This is a genomic window from Trinickia fusca (assembly GCF_003628145.1).
Taxonomy (GTDB): domain Bacteria; phylum Pseudomonadota; class Gammaproteobacteria; order Burkholderiales; family Burkholderiaceae; genus Trinickia; species Trinickia fusca.
The window spans coordinates 809,266-827,765 of the sequence record NZ_RBZV01000001.1; the positions used below are offsets into that span (position 1 = coordinate 809,266).

At 59.0% G+C, this 18,500-nt stretch carries 16 protein-coding genes; 6 read left to right on the forward strand and 10 right to left on the reverse strand.

Going from position 1 to position 18,500, the window contains the following annotated elements:
• Nucleotides 1-56: 56 nt before the first annotated feature.
• The 3 genes from D7S89_RS03325 to D7S89_RS27345 all read left to right on the forward strand — a co-directional run bounded on the left by D7S89_RS03325 (nucleotide 57) and on the right by D7S89_RS27345 (nucleotide 2,749).
• Nucleotides 57-1,304: a radical SAM protein gene (locus tag D7S89_RS03325; RefSeq protein WP_121275550.1), complete on the forward strand. Its 1,248-nt coding sequence runs from the start codon at nucleotides 57-59 to the stop codon at nucleotides 1,302-1,304.
• A complete protein-coding gene (locus D7S89_RS03330) occupies nucleotides 1,301-2,506 on the forward strand; it encodes an aKG-HExxH-type peptide beta-hydroxylase (protein ID WP_183085084.1) in 1,206 nt (401 codons plus the stop codon). Before D7S89_RS03325 ends, D7S89_RS03330 begins: the two co-directional genes overlap by 4 nt.
• An 81-nt stretch (nucleotides 2,507-2,587) precedes the next feature.
• Entirely contained in the window at nucleotides 2,588-2,749 is a 162-nt protein-coding gene (locus tag D7S89_RS27345) for a hypothetical protein (protein WP_183085085.1), read from the forward strand.
• A 147-nt stretch (nucleotides 2,750-2,896) separates the two neighbouring features.
• Here the strand turns inward: D7S89_RS27345 and D7S89_RS03335 are convergent, their stop codons facing one another.
• The 6 genes from D7S89_RS03335 to speD all read right to left on the reverse strand — a co-directional run bounded on the left by D7S89_RS03335 (nucleotide 2,897) and on the right by speD (nucleotide 8,092).
• Entirely contained in the window at nucleotides 2,897-4,075 is a 1,179-nt protein-coding gene (locus tag D7S89_RS03335; RefSeq protein ID WP_121275552.1) for a serine hydrolase domain-containing protein, read from the reverse strand.
• Nucleotides 4,076-4,281: 206 nt separating this feature from the next.
• Entirely contained in the window at nucleotides 4,282-4,977 is a 696-nt protein-coding gene (locus D7S89_RS03340) for a pyridoxamine 5'-phosphate oxidase family protein (RefSeq protein ID WP_121275554.1), read from the reverse strand.
• A 19-nt stretch (nucleotides 4,978-4,996) separates the two neighbouring features.
• Complete coding sequence (locus D7S89_RS03345) at nucleotides 4,997-6,073, reverse strand: DUF3419 family protein (protein ID WP_121275556.1); 1,077 nt, start codon at nucleotides 6,071-6,073, stop codon at nucleotides 4,997-4,999.
• A gap of 8 nt (nucleotides 6,074-6,081) precedes the next feature.
• A complete protein-coding gene (locus D7S89_RS03350; RefSeq protein ID WP_121275557.1) occupies nucleotides 6,082-6,813 on the reverse strand; it encodes an iron-containing redox enzyme family protein in 732 nt (243 codons plus the stop codon).
• 12 nt (nucleotides 6,814-6,825) lie between these two features.
• Complete coding sequence (locus D7S89_RS03355) at nucleotides 6,826-7,524, reverse strand: hypothetical protein (protein ID WP_245982642.1); 699 nt, start codon at nucleotides 7,522-7,524, stop codon at nucleotides 6,826-6,828.
• Nucleotides 7,525-7,702: 178 nt separating this feature from the next.
• Complete coding sequence (speD, locus tag D7S89_RS03360) at nucleotides 7,703-8,092, reverse strand: adenosylmethionine decarboxylase (protein ID WP_121275560.1); 390 nt, start codon at nucleotides 8,090-8,092, stop codon at nucleotides 7,703-7,705.
• Between the two features lie 1,376 nt (nucleotides 8,093-9,468).
• Between speD and D7S89_RS03365 the strand changes: the two genes are divergently transcribed.
• From D7S89_RS03365 to D7S89_RS03375, 3 genes are all read left to right on the forward strand, one after another.
• Nucleotides 9,469-9,957, forward strand: coding sequence for an adenosine-specific kinase (locus tag D7S89_RS03365; protein WP_121275562.1), 489 nt, complete (start codon nucleotides 9,469-9,471; stop codon nucleotides 9,955-9,957).
• A gap of 165 nt (nucleotides 9,958-10,122) precedes the next feature.
• Nucleotides 10,123-10,848, forward strand: coding sequence for a 2OG-Fe(II) oxygenase (locus D7S89_RS03370; RefSeq protein ID WP_121276059.1), 726 nt, complete (start codon nucleotides 10,123-10,125; stop codon nucleotides 10,846-10,848).
• A gap of 47 nt (nucleotides 10,849-10,895) precedes the next feature.
• Nucleotides 10,896-11,567: a phosphoribosyltransferase gene (locus D7S89_RS03375; RefSeq protein ID WP_121275564.1), complete on the forward strand. Its 672-nt coding sequence runs from the start codon at nucleotides 10,896-10,898 to the stop codon at nucleotides 11,565-11,567.
• A 41-nt stretch (nucleotides 11,568-11,608) separates the two neighbouring features.
• On the opposite strand, the gene D7S89_RS03380 is transcribed toward D7S89_RS03375, so the two are convergent.
• The 4 genes from D7S89_RS03380 to D7S89_RS03395 form a co-directional block, all read right to left on the reverse strand.
• Nucleotides 11,609-12,883 carry a glycosyl hydrolase gene (locus D7S89_RS03380; RefSeq protein WP_121275565.1) on the reverse strand — a complete coding sequence of 425 codons (1,275 nt, stop codon included), beginning with the start codon at nucleotides 12,881-12,883 and terminating at the stop codon, nucleotides 11,609-11,611.
• 231 nt (nucleotides 12,884-13,114) lie between these two features.
• Complete coding sequence (locus D7S89_RS03385) at nucleotides 13,115-14,803, reverse strand: SpoVR family protein (protein ID WP_121275566.1); 1,689 nt, start codon at nucleotides 14,801-14,803, stop codon at nucleotides 13,115-13,117.
• Nucleotides 14,800-16,068 (reverse strand): YeaH/YhbH family protein, encoded by a 1,269-nt coding sequence (locus D7S89_RS03390; protein ID WP_121276060.1) that lies wholly within the window; start codon nucleotides 16,066-16,068, stop codon nucleotides 14,800-14,802. The genes D7S89_RS03385 and D7S89_RS03390 overlap by 4 nt, the downstream gene beginning before the upstream one ends.
• A gap of 127 nt (nucleotides 16,069-16,195) precedes the next feature.
• Nucleotides 16,196-18,118, reverse strand: coding sequence for a PrkA family serine protein kinase (locus D7S89_RS03395; RefSeq protein WP_121275568.1), 1,923 nt, complete (start codon nucleotides 18,116-18,118; stop codon nucleotides 16,196-16,198).
• Nucleotides 18,119-18,500: the final 382 nt, after the last annotated feature.

Genomic DNA, 18,500 nt, shown 5'->3' on the forward strand with positions numbered 1-18,500 from the left:
GTGCTAAAACGGCGCGCGAAATATCCTTCGCCCATCTCATCGCAGACAGAGCGAACATGGATACTGCCATCGCGTTTCCAGCCAATCCTGCGCCCGCACCAATCGATCTTCCGCGCGCTTACGAAACGCCTCCGCTCGAAATGCAGCTAGAAATTGTCTTCAAGCTCAGCGAACGTTGCAATCTGAACTGCGACTATTGCTACTTCTTCCATGCTGGCGACGAGACATGGAAGCAGCATCCGCCCACCGCGAGCGTCGAGGTGTTTCAAGACGTTTTACGCTTTGCGGTCGACGCCTCCCGGCAATACGGTATCCGTCATGTCAGCATCATTTTTCATGGCGGCGAGCCTCTGCTCATCAAGAAATCGCGGTTCGCCGAGATGTGCCGTGCGTTACGCGCACAAGAGCACGTCGATTTGCGATTCGACATCCGTTTGCAAACCAACGCGACGTTGATCGACGACGAGTGGGTCGCCCTGTTTTGCGAGTACGGCGTAAAAGTGGGCGTGAGCCTGGACGGACCGCGCGATATCAACGACGCGCATCGTCTCGATATGGCCGGCAACAGCAGCTACGACGCGACCGTGCGCGGCCTGAAGGCACTTCAGGCTGCCGCCGACGCCGGCAGGCTCAGGCAGCCTGGCGTCATCTGCGTGGCCGACGGCAAAATCGATGGCGCTCGCGTGTACCGACATTTCGTCGATGACCTCGAGCTGAAATCGATCAGCCTCCTCACTCCCGATTTCACCCACGACACAGCCCCCGACGATGAAGCGATCGCCGGCGTCACGAATTTCCTCATGGGTGCCCTCGCCGAATGGCTTCGCGACGACGACGCGACGATTCGCGTGCGTCTGTTCTCCGAAGTCCTGCAGGTCTTGCTCGACGACGACCGCGCACAGCGCGCTTTGGCGCGTCATCAGGATCTTCGACATATCGTGTCCGTTTCGTCGAATGGGGAGCTGGGCCCGGAGGACACGTTGCGCACCACGCATCTGCGATTTTCGTCGATGGGGCTCAACGTCCGTACGCATGGCCTCGGCGACGTGCTCTCCTCCCCTGTCTGGGCCGAGCTGACAGCCGCGTCGCAGACGATCCCCGCTGGCTGCCGCGGCTGCGAATGGTGGGCATGCTGCAAGGGAGGACGATTGATCAATCGGTATGCGTCGCAGAACGGCTTCGGCAACCCCTCTCTGTACTGCGGCGCCCTACAGGAGCTCTACAGCGCGATCGGCGCATCGTTGATCCGCTCCGGTGTTCCGGCCATGGCGATCTTTCAGCGCTTGGGGATAGCACACGCGTGAGCACGTTCGATAGCGCTGATGTCGTCGAGGCTTTTGCGACGCCAGCCGGAAGCGTGGGAGCATCGCTCGCGGGCGCTCTTGCGTCCGCTTATCTCGACGCGATCCATGCGCAAGTCCGCGCTGCGCTCGAGCGCACGAATGTCACACCTGGGTGCCGGTTCGAAGTGCTGGACAGCGGCCTGCAGCGACGCGGCAACGCTTGGCGGCCGGAATGCGGGCTGGTGCTCGAGGCATTGAAGCGGGGCCACACCGTACGAGCCGCGGCCCAATCGGCGCTCGCGCTGGCCGCGGTTGGCAGACAACTCCGGTTCGACGCCATCTTCGAGCAGCCCACCCGCCTCTTTATCGATGGGTATGTGTTCGAAGTATCAGGAAGGACGCACATCGCCACGTTGCACGATGCAATCGAAATAACGATCAACGACACGCAATACGTGCTGCGCTTCTCGTTTGACGCTGGCCGATGGCGCGCGACATCGGAAACCGCCCTATCCAGCGCTATCATCTTTGGTCCCATTGGCGACACCTTGGGCCACACACAAACCTATGCGCTCAAGCCATCGTCCGAAGCGGCTCAAGACGATCGGCTCTGGTCTCTATGTGAAAGTCGTTCGCATGCATGCGTGTCCAATCGCACTGGCACGCGCGCCGAACAGGACGATTTAGCCGGCCTGACCTTCGTCGATCAGTTCGCGCCAAGCTATGCGTCATGGAATCGGCCGGTTTCGTGTGGGGCACTGCTACAGCGCCCCGTCGCCGGAGAGGCCGCCCGATCGAGCAGCGCTTGCTCGCGCCCCGGGTTGATCTATCTGTCGGAAGGCACATCGGCATCCCTGCAGGGCGAACTCTTCGTTCACGAAAACGCCCATCAACATTTGATGCTTTACGGGCTGTTCGTCCCACTGACTCACAAGGGAGACACGAACGAATACTATTCGCCGATCAAAGGGCAGCGTCGAAATACCGAGCGCACATTGTTTGCCGTACATGCGATCGGCAACATGCTTCTCTACTATCACGAAGCATTTCACCATGGCGCCGATCTGGTGAGCGACATGCCGCGCATCAAGCGGTACCTCGAATGGTTCGACCAGATAAAGCGCGCTTTGAGCGGCAGCTCCGGCTTGACTGCATCCGGCCACCGCCTTCTTGCATCGTTGGCGTGGGCCGTCGAGACGGCCGATGTTTCATGGGCAACATGAAGATGACCTCGTCATCCGACATTGCATCGCTTCAATCGTCATTCAATGAACGCCGTAATTGGCCAACCATGGAGATTCGAAATGCCGGAAGACCTGAAATCCCTCATCGAGAAAATTGAATCGAGCGATCAATTCATCGCCAGGCACAATCTCGAGCGATTGAATAAACTGATCGGTGCCCAGGTGCAGTCGCCCGGCCCGGACGACCTGCCGGACGAGCTTGGTTTCAATTCCTGCATCTAGTTCGACGTCGCCTTGAGGCATAGGCGCTAGAACGAAACCGCCCCATGCCTCTCTGTGCCCTCCCCGCATCCCGGGGAAGGCACAGTTGCTGTCGCTGTTTTGCAGCGGCCGAGCGATCGACGACGACCATCCAGCTATCCGCGCGAACTACCGCACGCCGGAAACCGAGTGGGCGATGTGCCGCAAAGTCAGCAAAGTAGCAATCTCATCTTGTTCGACACCGTATTCGCTGAGTTTGACGATTATCGTTTGAGTCAATGGATTTACGTACACGTACTGTCCGTAAATGCCGATTGCTGAAAAATCTCCGTCACGCACATTGCCCGGCGGGAGCCACCAGCCATCGCTGTATACTATAGTCGCCGATCGATTGGGTCGTGTAGCTGGAACGAGAGTCCATGATTTGCTGACAATACGGTTGCCACTTACCATCCCTTGCGCGAGGTAAAGAGTCCCGATTTTGGCAAAATCGCGCGCGGTTGCATTAAGGCAGCAAAATGCCTTCTCGACGTCATGCTCGCGACTGTCAACACTCCATGTCGCGTCATCACTCGCTCCAAGCGGATTCCAAATCTTCTGTTTGATATACTCAGCAAGCGACACGCCTGTAGCACGGGTCAAAACCTTTGCCAAAATAAGCGTGTCGATGCTTCGATACTCAAATCGCTGACCAGCAGGATATCGAAATCCTGACACGTTGGATATAAAGTAATTCAAGTCTGTAGTCAGATACATCTGCACAACGGGCGACAAGGCTGAGTCGTATCGCTCATCGACGTCTATCCCTGATCGCATGGACAACAGCTGTCCAACCGTTACATTGCGGTACTGTGCCGGCACATCATTCAGGGCAAGATAGTCTCCGATCGGGTCGTCTAACGAACGAATCTTCCCCTCCGACAGAGCTGCCCCGATCAACGTAGCAACGAAGGATTTTGCTACTGAGTAAGATGCAAATTTTGATGCCCGATTGTATCCATTCGAATATGTTTCGTAGGCAATCCTGCCATCTTGAACAATCAGGAATGCTCGGGTATTAGTTTCCTTCAAAAAATAATCAAAATTTGAGGCTTTGCCATTCCAAATGACAGAATCGTCAAATTTCTCATCCTTCACGCTAAAGTCGACCGGATTTTTTGATTTTTCAATCAACTTGTCGCCAAAAAATTTAAACGATTGACTTGTCGGGGTCCAGCCAAATTCGAGATCCAGAAGAACGATTGGGTTCGGCAATCGCAATACAGTCTGATAAAGATGCTGCGCAATATAAATAAACAAAAAAGCAAGCGCAGTGCCGATGAAGAGGAATAAGCGTCGATTACGCATGATTTGACTAGAGCGTGTTATACACTTCTATGGTCGCTACCGTCACGTTGCTGAGTAGTCAATTTCCGCGGGAAACGGCATAGAGCCGCCGGCCATCGGGTGCCGGGGTAGTTTTCCCAGGCGCACGAGGCACGACGGTTCAACCGCAGACAAAAACGTATCGGTTTGTTACCGGAGGCAAGCCGGCCCGACAAGCGGTGCAGACTTCATCGCGTCCCGTCAACGCGATCCAGGAATTCCGGCTTGCCCGAGAATTCCCTCAGATGATCCGGTAGCGGCTCTGCCGGAAACCGGCCATCGGCTACCGGCGATCGGAAGACCGTCGAGCATGGCAGGATGCCGGTCCATACCGGGGTTTCCGGCATGTGATCCTCCTGGTCCGGAAACTCGTTTCGCACCTTCGCTGCCACCTGCTCTAGCGACAGCCGAAACACGGTCATCGAGTCGAGCTCGTCTTCGCGGACGTTGCGCAGCGTTTCCCAGCGGCCGGGAAGCGTCCGGCGGAAGAACTCGCGCATGGCGGCGCGCTTCTCCTCGCGGCCGTGGATTACTTCGGGTTGGCCGTGGACGATGACGGATCTGAAATTTACCGAGTGATTGATCGGGCTGTGGCCCAGGACGAGCCCATCCATCAGCGTCACCGACAGTGCAACGGGGCCGGATGCACAGGCATCGGCGAACCGTCCGCGCGCGGCGGAATGGAAGTAGACGTGCTCCCCGTTGCGCCAATAGGTCATCGGAATGATTTGTGGCAGGCCGGCGTCAACGAAGGAGATGTGGCAGACGTAACCCGCGTCGAGGATCGCGTGAACGACCTCGGGCGCATACGAAGCTCGGTAGGCAATTCGCTTCACGCGGTGCTGCTCCGTGGTCGGGTAGTTCTGTTGCGAATCTGCACTCATTGATGGCAATCCAGTACGGTTAGATGGCCTGGAAGGCATCGATGTGCCACAGGCCGGTGGTTTCGCGGGACACGACGTCGGCAAAGCGGAGCGAGTCGTCCTTGAACCCTTCCAGTAGCGGCTGAACGAGGCGCACATGGCCGCGGATGACGGCCAGCCCGCCCTTGCGCATATAAGGACGGGCCAGTTGCAGGCAACGTACGGCCGCCTCATCAGGCAGAAAAGACGGGACATCGGACAGCGACAGGTAGTCGATATCGCCACCGGTCACGCCGAACGCCCCCATCACGTCGCCCTCGACGAAATGTACGTCGCACTCCTTCAGTCCCGCCTGCGCGCGCGCATAGACATCGGGGCGGCATTCGACGGGCAAACCTTGCTCGAACCGGATGGCACCGAGGAAGATCAACTGGAGGAAGAAGCTCGAACGTGCCGGGAACTGTGTCAGCAGACGTTCGAATATCTCCGAGTAGATACGCAGGTAGCTCTTGGGGATGTTCTTCTCGGGGAAATCGCCCTTGTACAGCAGCGAGTTGAGCGCCGTCGAGTTGCCCAGCAGCGTCAACACAAGCTTCCAACGAAGACGCGGGAAGCCGCGCCGGAAATAGGCTGCCTGTGCCTGGACATCGCCTTGCTCGAACAGTCGGTCGCAGGCGCTACCCAACGCTGCGCGGGTGACCTTCGACAGCGTGATCAGCATGCGCTCGAATTTCCCCTCATACACGAGCGGGCCCCAGTGGATCCGATGGAACATTTCCTCGAGCACGGTGCGATGCGGACTTTCCAGATCCAGGCCGGCGAACAGCGTTCGCCGCGCCTGCGGCGTCATCCCCTGGGTGTATCCCAGGAACTGGCAGTAGACGTCCCGGTCGACCTGCCGCAGGAGCGCGATGCGCAAGCGCGTAACAGCCAACTGATCGGGGCTGATATCGACGCAGGTCAGCTTGCGCGGCGCGCGGGCCAGCAGCGGGACAATGCGGCTACCGCAATCGGCAATCGCGAAGACATGCTCGCTTGCCTCCGCGAGCATGTCCATCTCGGTCTGCGCATCTTCGTCGCCGAGCGTGTAGTTGAGGTGCTTGAAATACGCTGCCACGGCCGTGCTCAGCGAGTCGGAAAGAGCGCGTCGCGCACGGACGCATAGCGGCTGGGCAAGCCAGCTACGAGCTTCTGGTATTCCGCGTGCACCTCGTCGAGCATGCGACCGGTCAGACGCAGACTCACTTCCGCGGTTTCACCGATGGCGTCCCAGTCCGATTGACTCTTGGCCACTCGCTCGATGACGTTGCAAACCTCCTTGGCATGTTCCTCGTCGATTGCCGAGTGCGCGACAAAAAAGGTCAACTGGCTGTCTTTCAATCCAAGCTTTTCCTTGACCTTGCCGACCAGCGGGTTGATGTACTGGTAGGAACTCTCTGCCCAGAAGCTGTAGCCCAATCGGCGGAACGGATTGCCGTTCTTCGAAGCCCAGTAAAGGTAGGCGATGAGCGTTTCCGTCGACGGGAGCGGTGCCGGCAGCGTCAGATCGTCATCAACGTGGCCAAGCGAGCGCAGGTCGTGCAGCGCCATCATCTCGTGGCCGGCCTCGTCTGCCGCGTGGTCGAAGCAGAACTTCATGTAGACCGGATTCTCAGGATGGGCAACGCCGGCCAGTGCCTGATTGCGCGCGTTGTGCGACGTATAGTGATACGTCTCGAGCATGTAAATCATGTACAGCTCCTTCGAGAACTCACCGGTCCGGATTGACCGGGCCAACGGCGAGTTGTCGAGAATCTCGGCCCAGGTGCCGCTGATGCGTTGCTCCAGTATCGCGAACTGTTGGTCGATGTCGATCATGTGATTTGCTTCTCAAAAAGTAGAAGAAGGGGCAAGCAAGGGGACGGTGCTCTGCAATTGCTCGGTGTAGGCATGCGCGGCATCCACAACCGACGCAATCGGCGCTTCCAGGAACCAGTAGTCGCCGTCCTCACGGATGGGAACCTTCAGTGGCGACATATGGGTGGGTTTTAGGCCGAACTTCGCGAATACACGTCGTTGTGGCGTGCGGGCGAGCGCCACCAAGCCGCGCGCGCCCATCGACCGTGCTTGCAACAAAGCGATGCCAAGCGCAAGCGCCGTGGGTAGGGTGCGAAATTCGCCGCCATACCAGGAAACTAAGCGGCTCAACTCAAAATGCCCACTGAAAGCGCCGGCATCTGCCTCGGGTGGCACCAGCCCCTCGCTTTCGAACGGATGCGGTGTGAGGCGCACTGTCGACACCAATTGGCCGGTGCGGTCTCTCACAGTCACGATCTTGCTGCGCTGGCTTACGCCCAGCCGCGCGTCGAGCGCATGATGCTCGACCGAGTTCAGGTACCCTCGGCCGCTGGACGAGTAGAAGCCAGCGAGGCGGCCATTCACTTCCTCCAGTTGGGCGGCACCCGGCTCCAAGACCATTGAGTGCAGGCTTGCGCTGCGGGCCGCAGTCTCGAGGAATTCCGCGATTGATTCAACTTGCCACATGGTCAGCCCTTTTCGACAGTGCGTACTGGAGGAATGCGAGTTCATGTTCGGCCATCAATCGTGGGGGCCTCCGCACAGCGCAATGCGGCGAGAGGCGGGCACCCCCGGCGTGCCGGATCGTCTCGTTGTGCCTGTGGATGCAGCCTGGCTGGTTGGCGATCCGATCGACGCAAGTGCATCCGCATCCGCCGTCGTTGGACCAACGCTTCAGGGCGGACATCGCTCAGACCTCCACGCAATGCGCCTGGGGCTCCCCGTGTAATGCTCGAGGAATGGCGCACGTGCCTCGCCGCTGATAGCGAATGACGTGGTGTTCGCAATCGAGTGAGTCGATCAGCTTGGGAACGATCTCCGAGGGCTCTCTCCCGCAAGTGAAGACGTCGATCGCGATATAAGCCGACTCCGGATACGTGTGATAAGAACAATGGGACTCGGCCAGCAAAAATAGGCCGGTGACACCGCCGCCCTCCCCGAACTTGTGATCGACAAAATTGAGGACACTGAAGCCCTCCAAAGCCTCAGCAAATATGTTCTTCAGCCTGGAGGCATCCAACAGAAGAGTTGGATGCTTAACGTGGGCATCAATCAGATAGTGATATCCGGTGTCGTCCATGACGAGTCTCTAGTAGTTTTTAGAGGATGGATTGAAATGGGTAGCCGCGATTTCGTTGTGCCTTGCCAAGCGCGCGTCAAAAGGTGGCAAGCCGTCTGAAATTTCGACTTTCGCTGCAGTGCTCTTGCATATCCCGTCGCGCGACAAAAATCCGCGTGCGAAAAATACTTCCGAATCAACCGGCCTCGCCTTCCCCTGATAGATCGGGAATTTTTATCAAAATGGCGCGCCAATTACTGCATTGCAATTTTATTCTCGCCAGCTTCGCTGCCTTAAATGCTTGGCGACTCGCAAGTCTCACTATGACGCAACGTCATCGGAGACATGATTTGTGTAATTTAAAAAAGTCGAAAAAATCAAATTCCAGAGCTTGTAAGCCTGGCCCACATGCCCACGTATTGTTCAACGCTCTGGAAACCCCTCGTAGTCTGGGGGCCCATTTTGCAAGGGATTCCTAGTCCACACCCAAAAAATAGGCAAAAAGATGTGTATAACGATATGGATCAGGGGGGCCTAATCTCTAGCGAAACGCGAGCCCGCGCGAATTCAGAAGATCCATTAGGTGCAATACTCGGCGCTTATCTGCGGGAACAAAAATCCGGAAGATGAAAAAAATCCGAGAGGCACACGTGCCGACCCGCAAGACAGAGGTAGCACCTGATTTCATCAAGGACAAGGAGACCCCGGTCGAATCAGCGCGATAGTTCGACCCGGTCCTCTCCTGGAGAGCAGCTAAGAGCCACCCAACTGGTAAAATTGCACCACGCATCCATCCAGCAATGAATGATGCCTCCCAGCGTAATCTGGAAAACAGAATGGCTAATTGGTTGCGCGACACGGCCCACCTCGGAATTTGTTTGCTATTTTTTTAAGAGAGGAAACTTTATCACGCAGCCTTATAAGCTGCAAGCGCTCACTTTTTAAATGCGTTTGATAATATATACGGATCGGTCTGGCTTTTATGTGCCAGCCGCCATTTCTGGCTCTATACAGTCCCCCTCGATCCGCAATGCAATCGAAATAACAGTCGACGACACGGAATATGCACTACGCTTCTCGGCTAACGTCGGCAGATAGCGTGCGGCATCGGACACCAACTCATGCAGCGCCATCATCTTGGTCCCATTGGCGACACCTCGAGCCACAGACAAACCTATACGGTCAAGCCATCGTCCGAAGCCGCCCAAGACGATCGATCAAGAAAATTGAATCGGGCGATCAATTCATCGCCAAGCACAATCTCGAGTAGTTGAATAAGCTGATCGTCTCCTCGACCTTTCCCGAAGGACCTCTTCGCACTACGCTAAAACGGCGATACCGCGAACCGACTGCGCTCGCACCACGCGCGAGCACGACGCCCTACAGAGAGGTCCACCATGCTGCAACTGCTTACCGTACCCATCGACAACCCGGCAAACTTGAACCTCATCCTCGGCCAGACGCACTTCATCAAATCGGTCGACGATATTCACGAAGCGTTGGTCAGCGCCGTGCCCGGCATCAAATTCGGCCTGGCATTTTGCGAGGCCTCGGGCAAGCGCCTTGTCCGCCGCTCCGGCACCGATACCGATCTCATCGAGCTAGCCTGCAAGAACGCGCTCGCGATCGGCGCGGGCCATAGCTTCATCGTGTTTCTGGCCGAGGGCTTCTTTCCGGTCAACGTGTTGAAGACCATCCAAGCCGTGCCGGAGGTCTGTCGGATCTTCTGCGCGACGGCCAATCCGCTTGAAGTCGTCATCGGCGAAACGGGGCAAGGCCGCGGCATATTGGGCGTCGTCGACGGCATGCCGCCGCTCGGCATAGAAACCGACGAAGACGTTCAGGTACGCAAGGATTTCCTGAAGCAGATCGGCTACAAAGCCTGATCAGACGAAACACGCCGCCCGAGCGCGGAGGAATGAAACAGCAAGCCGCGGAGTGTTCCCCGGCAAGCATTCCATTACAGTCGAAAGACAATCCCCACCCACAAACAGGAGTCCATAGTGAGTAGTCTCGCGCGCGCCGATGCGCCCCCCGCGACCGATGGTGCACTGGCATTGGCATCGGTCGACACGGCCGTCGCCCGCGTCGGCGCATACGATTGGCTCGACGCCGAGCAAGCACTCGATCAATACGGCTACGCTGTCTTGCCGGGACTGCTTTCGCCCTCTCAGTGCGACGAATTGGCCGCGTGCTACACGGACGAAGACCGTTACCGCAGCCGCGTCGTGATGAGCCGGCATGGCTTCGGCCGCGGCGAATACAAGTATTTTTCCTACCCGTTGCCTCGACTCATCGGCGCATTACGCTCCACGATCTACCCCCATCTCGCGCCGATCGCCATCCGCTGGAATCGCGCGATGGGCCTCGATACCCGCTATCCGCCTACGCATGAGGCATTCGTGCGCCGCTGCCACCAGGCGGGCCAATTGCGCCCCACTCCGCTGATCCTCCAATACGGTCAGGACGACTACAATTGCCTGCATCAGGACCTGTACGGCGAGCATGTGTTTCCGCTGCAAGTGGCAATCTTGCTGTCGCAGCCCGGACGTGACTTCACGGGCGGCGAGTTCGTGTTGACGGAGCAGCGCCCTCGCATGCAGTCGCGCGCCGAGGTCGTGCCGCTCACGCAAGGCGATGCCGTCGTATTCGCCGTCAGCCAGCGGCCCGTGCAAGGCACGCGCGGCCCTTACCGCGTCAATTTGCGGCATGGCGTGAGCCGCGTGCGCTCGGGGCACCGGCATACCGTCGGCATCATCTTTCACGATGCGTTATAGCCAACCGCCGCCCAGGCCCGCCTGATCCGAATTGATTGGCGACGACCATGTTTCACTCACTGTTTCATGACCGAGTCGAGGCGGGGCGTCTTCTCGCCGAATGCCTGCGCGGCGAAGCCGGCGCGAACACGGTCGTGCTCGCCCTGCCACGCGGCGGCGTACCCGTCGCCTTCGAAGTGGCGATGGCGCTCGATGCCGAGCTCGACGTGCTGCCCGTGCGCAAGCTCGGCGTGCCGACCCAGCCCGAACTGGCGATGGGCGCGATCGCGCCTGGCGGCGCACGCTACGTCGACGAGCACACGGTGCGCGCAGCGCACGTCACCCAAGCGCAGTTCGACGCCGTGCTCGCCTACGAACAAGCAGAACTCGCGCGGCGCGAAACGCTGTATCGCGGCGAACTACCGCCGCTTGTCGTGGCGGGCCGGACGGTCATCCTCGTCGACGACGGCATGGCCACAGGCGCGTCGATGCAAGCGGCCGTCCGTTCCTTGCGCGCGCTCCATCCTGCACGGATCGTCGTGGCGCTGCCGGTCGCACCGGCCGGTGCGGAAGCCGATTTTCATGGTGTCGCCGACGCGTTTATCGCCGTCGCACAGCCCGCGCTATTTTTCAGCGTCGGTCAACACTATGACGATTTCGACCAAACCTCCGACGACGAAGTGCGCGTGCTGCTCGCGCGCGCGGCGGCACGGCCGCACGGGGCATCAGGCGACGCTTGATCGGAATGTGCGCGAGGCCTCGCCCTTGTTGAGCTATTACGTTACGGCAAGTCAGCAAACGCTGCGTACGCAGGCAGGTGGATCGCTACTCCGTTCAGCCACTCATAAAGCCCTGCCCCGCTCACGTCATAGTGGGTGCCGGGGATTTGCGCGGGGTCGTCGTCGCCGTGCGATGGCAGGCAGACTGCTGGCGTGCAGTTCGCGGCCCATTGCGCCGTGGTCATCGGCGTGTCGCGGGCGGTGTAGTAGATGATGGGGCCGGCAAGGCCAGTGGGAGCGAGCTTCTGCCGTAGCAGATCGTAGGTCTGTGTCAGGTAAAGGGCCTTTTGCGCTTCGCCGGTGACGTTGATGCCCCAACCGGTGGTGAACCCGAATTCGGTCAGCCAGATCGGTTTGCCCCATTTTCGGAAGGTGGACAACACCAGATCGAGGGACGCCGCAGCGTCGGTGGGGTTGTCGCCATAAGGGTGATAGGCGACGGCGTCGACATAACGGGCAGCATCGTCGCGGTCCAGTTCCTGAACGAAACACTTCGGCTGCCATTGCGAGAGGCCGCCCAGGATCACCACCGAATCAGGCCGTAGCGACTTGATTTCCCGATAGGTGTCGGCAAGCCACGAAACATAGCTCGCCACGGCCGTGGAAAACTCGGTCATCGCCTTGCCGGTGGGGCAAACGCCGACTGGATCGTTCTGTGCGAAATCGCTGGCGTTGAAGCTCCAGCCGTAAGGAAAGCTGTCGCCGCCGTTGGTCCACCCTTCGGTGGAGTTGGCCAGATTTTCCTCGTTGCCGATTTCGAAGGCATAGGTGTCGGGCAGCGCTGCAAGAAGACCGTGGAGCCATTGCAGATACCGGGCGCGCAGACTCGGTGAATAGTGATAGCCGAGCACGACGAGGAGCGTCTGGGCGCCCGCGCTGTGGATGACGGTGTCGAGATTCCTGATACCGGAATATGGGTCGGCACGCAGCGCACTGCTGGGGCAGCTGGAATATTGTGTGAGTCCGCTGACCGCTGTCATCGACGCTTCCACGCGTACCCACTTCGCGTGGGAGCCGGCAATCTGGGCCGCGTCGGGCAGTATTTGCGCGAGGTCGTAGCTGGAGCAGTTGAGCTGATCCATACCGAAGCCATCGACGTAATTGACTCCGCGCGTGCTCGCGAGGAGTCCGGCAATTGCACTGTCGCTGAGACCGGAAAAATTCTGGGCGGAAAGCGCGACTCCCCCACTATCGCTGCTACTGCCGCCGCACCCGCCCACGAGCGCTGCGATCAGCATCGAGCCCACCAGACGCCATACCGACATGCCTGAAACCATGATGCACTCCGTATCCGAGGGTGTGGAATGCCAGGCAAGCAATGAGTCATGCAAATGGGTTCAATCGATAGCCGCTCCGGCGAACAGCAGCCTCGTCGTGACATGGAGTGGTCACTGCACGACGTGATCTGATAGTGAGGCGTGGGCCGGTGAGGATGCCGAGTCAAGCGGAAAGATGGCCGGCGCGTTCCGCCGGCCATGCACTACAGAGCAGAAGACCCGGAGAAGACCTCAGAGCCGCAACATCGGTGCCGTGTAAGGGCACTCATAGCGCTTCCTGACGGTCCCCGCTTCGTCGACGCTTTCCAGATACACGTCGAACTGCCAAAGCCGAGCCATGTGCTTGAGCACTTCCTCGCTGTCGCTCGAGAGGTGCCGGTTGTCGCTCATGAAGTGACGCAGCGTAAGGCTACGGTCGCCGCGCGTGTTGACCGACCACACCTGGATGTTCGGCTCCCGATGGTGCATGTCGTACTGGCGCGACAAGGACTGACGCACGTGCTGATAGCCGCTTTCGTCATGGATCGCCGACACTTCGAGCGCGTCGCGCGTATCGTCGTCGAGCACGGAAAAGAGCCGCATGTCACGGATCAGATGCGGCGACAGGTACTGCGCGATGAAGCTCTCGTCCTTGAAGTTGCGCATCGCATAGTGCATCGTCTGTAGCCACGGCGAGCCCGCGATCTCGGGGAACCACCTGCGGTCTTCATCGGTGGGTGATTCACAGATGCGGCGCAGGTCGCTCATCATCGAAAAGCCCAGCGCATACGGATTCATGCCACTGTAGTAAGGCTTCGTGACCGGCGGCTGATAGATGACGTTGCTGTGCGAATGCAGGAACTCCATCATGAAGCCGTCTTCGAGCAGCCCCTGGTTGTACAGGGTGTTGAGCAGCGTGTAATGCCAGAACGTGGCCCAGCCCTCGTTCATGACCTGCGTCTGCCGCTGCGGGTAGAAGTACTGCCCGATCTTGCGCACGATGCGAATGACTTCACGCTCCCAGGGCTCGAGCAGCGGTGCGTTCTTTTCTGCGAAATAGAGCAGGTTCTCCTGCGGCTCGGGCGGAAAACGGCCCTCCTCCTCTTCCGCCGCGCGATGCTCGTGCGAGGGCAGCGTGCGCCACAGTTCGTTGACCTGCGATTGCAGATACGCCTCGCGCTCGCGCCGCAGCACCATCTCCTTGGCCAGCGACAGCTTTTGCGGCCGCTTATAGCGATCGACGCCGTAATTCATCAACGCATGGCACGAATCCAGCAACTCCTCGACGCGATCGAGCCCATAGCGCTCTTCGCACTCGGCGATGTAATTCTTGCCGTAGACGAGGTAGTCGATGATCGCGTGCGCATCGGTCCACAGGCGAAACAGGTAGTTGCCCTTGAAGAACGAGTTGTGGCCGTACGCCGCATGCGCGATCACGAGCGCCTGCATCGTCATCGTGTTCTCTTCCATCAGATACGCGATGCAGGGGTTCGAGTTGATGACGATCTCGTAAGCCAGCCCCATCTGGCCGCGACGGTAGCTCTTCTCGGTCGACAGGAAATGCTTGCCGAACGACCAGTGTCGATAGTTGACGGGCATGCCGACCGACGCGTAGGCATCCATCATCTGCTCTGCACTGATGACTTCGAGCTGGATCGGGTAGACGTCGAGTTCGTACTGCTCGGCGACGTGCGAAATGTGTGTGTCGTACTCTTCGATGAGTTCGAAGGTCCAATCGGACGGCCACGGCAGAGGCCTGCGGTCGGCAACGGTCATACGGAGATCCCTTTGCCCCTCAACGGGTGCTTCGGTGTGGCCTCGCGTTTCGATGTCGGCGTGCTTGCCGTGTTCGCGCGGCGCATCGTGTCCGCCGTGCGCGCCTCTTCGGCGCCGCTCGGGCTGGTACCCGCGCGACTCATTATGCAGGTGTTTCGTAGTCATGATGCCGCTATCTGTTTCTCGAACAACTCCCTGAACACAGGATAAATATCAGCGGCGGCATCAACCTTCTTCATCGCGAGATGCGGTTGCGTCATCGCGAGCTGTGCGTATTCCACCCAAAGATTTTGTTCTTCGGGCGCGACTTGAATATAGGCAAAATAACGCGTCTTTGTCAGGATGTCGTCCTGCAGGATGCGCCGGCATTTGGGGGAATCGTCAGTCCAATTGTCGCCATCCGACGCCTGAGCGCCGTAAATGTTCCATTCAGTGGGCGAATAGCGCTCTTCCATGACCTTGCGCATGAGCTCGAGCGCGCTCGACACCACCGTACCGCCGCTTTCCGTCGAATGGAAGAACGTGTCCTCGTCGACCTCCTCGGCGCGCGTATGGTGCCGGATGAACACCACTTCGATCTTCTCGTAGTTGCGCTTCAGAAACAGGTACAGCAGGATGAAAAAGCGCTTGGACAGATCCTTGCGCTGCTCATCCATCGAACCCGACACGTCCATCAGGCAGAACATGACGGCCTGACTCGACGGCTGCGGCTGCTTGATGCGGTTGATATAGCGCAGATCGAACGGATCGATGAACGGAATGCGCCAGATGCGCCCGCGCAAATGGTGAATGTCTTCCTCGAGATGCTTGATGTCTTCGCAGCGGTCTTCCGGGTCGCGCTTGAGCGCTTCGAGCTGGATCTCGAGCTCGTGCAACTCGTTCACGAGCGGCGCGCCGAGCGCAATGCGCCGCCCGAGCGCGCTGCGCAGCGAGCGCACGACATCGATGTTGTTCGGGGTGCCTTCAGCGGCCCAGCCCGCGCGGACACTCTTCCACGTCGGCACGGCCAGCAGATGCGTTTTGACGAGCCGCGGCAATTCGAGGTCGTCGAAGAAGTACTGCATGAACTCTTCGCGGCTCAGTTCGAAGACGAAATCGTCCTGCCCCTCGCCCTCGTTGCTGGCCTGGCTGCCTCCACCGCCGCCTCCGCCCGTCGGGCGCGGGATCTTGTCGCCACGGACATAGTCTTCATTGCCCGGATGGACGATCTCACGCCGTCCACCCGGGCCATGGTGAAATTGCGGCTCGAAGATATCCTTGCGCGGAATCGTGATGCTCTGCGTGCTTTGAATATCCTTGATGCTGCGATCACGCACCGCTTCCGAAACGGCACGACGAATGTAGCCCTTTACGCGGCGCAAGAAGCGCTCGCGATTCGCAATGCTCTTGTTCTTACCTGCCAGCCTGCGGTCGATGATTTGGTGAAGCACATCCATTCTCCCGCTTGTCATTCCCGAAAGCGACACGATGCGCCTTCGCGCAGGAGGGATGCCTGCGCACACCGCGCGTCGCGAAGCGCCCGCACGCAAGCTGCCGCGCGAGCGCGCGCCCCCTCCTTTACGACGACTTGCGCACGCGCAAGTACCAGTCGCACAACAGGCGCACTTGTTTTGGCGTGTACCCCTTAGACACCATCCTGTTCACGAAGTCCTCGTGCTTGCGCTGCTCTTCCGCCGACCCCTTTGCGTTGAACGAAATGACCGGCAGCAGTTCTTCGGTGTTCGAGAACATCTTCTTCTCGATCACGACGCGCAGCTTCTCGTAGCTGATCCACGCAGGATTCTTGCCACCGTTGGCCGCCCGAGCCCGCAACACGAAATTGACGATCTCGTTGCGGAAATCCTTCGGATTGCTGATTCCGGCAGGCTTCTCGATCTTCTCCAGTTCGGCGTTCAGCGCGGCACGGTCGAAGCTCTCGCCCGTGTCGTGGTCGCGGAACTCCTGATCCTGGATCCAGAAGTCGGCGTAGGTCACGTACCGATCGAAAATGTTTTGACCATACTCCGAGTACGACTCGAGATATGCGGTCTGGATCTCCTTGCCGATGAACTCGGCGTAGCGCGAGGCAAGCAGATCCTTCACGAACGACAGGTACTTCTGTTCGGTTTCCGGCGGGAACTGTTCGCGTTCGATTTGCTGCTCGAGCACGTACATCAGGTGCACCGGGTTCGCGGCCACTTCGGTCGTGTCGAAGTTGAACACGCGCGACAGGATCTTGAACGCAAAGCGCGTCGAGACGCCGGTCATGCCCTCATCGACGCCGGCGAAGTCGCGATACTCCTGATACGACTTCGCTTTCGGATCGGTGTCCTTGAGGTTCTCGCCGTCATAGACCTGCATCTTCGAGAACAGATTCGAATTCTCGGGCTCCTGCAAGCGCGTGAGTGACGAGAACTGCGCCATCATCTTCAGCGTGCCCGGCGCGCAAACGGCCTGGGCAAGCGACGAGTTGCGGATCAGCTTCTCGTAGATCTTGATTTCTTCGGACACGCGCAGGCAGTACGGCACCTTCACGACGAAGATCCGGTCGAGCAGCGCTTCGTTGTTGCGGTTGTTCTTGAAGGCCTTCCATTCCGACTCGTTCGAGTGCGCGAGGATGATGCCGTCGAACGGTATGGCGCCGAAGCCCTCGGTGCCCTTGAAGTTGCCTTCCTGCGTGGCCGTCAGCAGCGGGTGCAGCACTTTGATCGGGGCCTTGAACATTTCCACGAACTCGAGCAGGCCCTGGTTGGCCAGGCACAGGCCGCCCGAATAGCTGTAGGCATCGGCATCGTCTTGCGCGTATTGCTCGAGCTTGCGGATGTCGACCTTGCCGACGAGCGAGGAGATGTCCTGGTTGTTCTCGTCGCCAGGCTCGGTCTTCGCGATACCGATCTGCCGCAGGATCGACGGATAGCGGCGCACGACGCGGAATTTGCGGATGTCGCCGTTGTACTCGTGCAGCCGCTTGACGGCCCACGGGCTCAGGATGTTCTTCAGGTAGCGCCGTGGTATGCCGTACTGCTCTTCGAGGATCGGGCCATCCTCATCGTAATCGAAGAGCCCGAGCGGCGATTCGTTGACGGGCGAGCCCTTGATCGCATAGAACGGCACGCGCTCCATCAATTGCTTCAAGCGTTCGGCGATCGACGACTTGCCGCCGCCGACAGGGCCCAGCAAATAGAGAATTTGCTTTTTCTCTTCGAGCCCTTGTGCCGCATGCCGGAAATACGCGACCACTTGCTCGATCACGTCTTCCATTCCGTAGAACTCGCGGAACGCGGGGTAAACCTTGATGACCTTGTTCGCGAAGATCCTCGATAAACGAGGGTCGTTGCGCGTGTCGATCTGCTCGGGTTCGCCGATGGCTGTCAACATGCGCTCACTGGCCGTAGCGTACGCGGCAGGATTGTCTTTGCAGAGCGCGAGGTATTCTTCCAGCGAGAGCTCTTCTTCTCGCGTCTTTTCGAAGCGGTTCGCGAAGCTGCTGTAGATATCCATGCTACCTCCTCGCCGAAGTCTGCGTTCGATGTCGTCTACGGAAGGTTATACCGGAACGACCTCGCTCGAATTCATCCTAAACCCTTTTAAATTTTTTTTCACGGACTACGTTGTGCACGTGACTCCTAGCTTGGAGATGCGCCCACGCTCACCTAGAATAGTTTCCCGCCGTCCGCGAAGATGCGCCCCTGCTACGCTTCGCGTAGCCCACCGTGCACCATTCCGGCAACGTATTCGGTTGCGCTTTCTGTTGCGCGCCGTGCGCTTGCCCGCTATTGCCTCGCCCCCGCTCATCTTCTGCACCGCATGCGGTGAACGCGGCAGGCGTCATGGCTGACTGATCGCAAGCAAGACCTTCTGCGCTTATCCGGTATACGCGCGA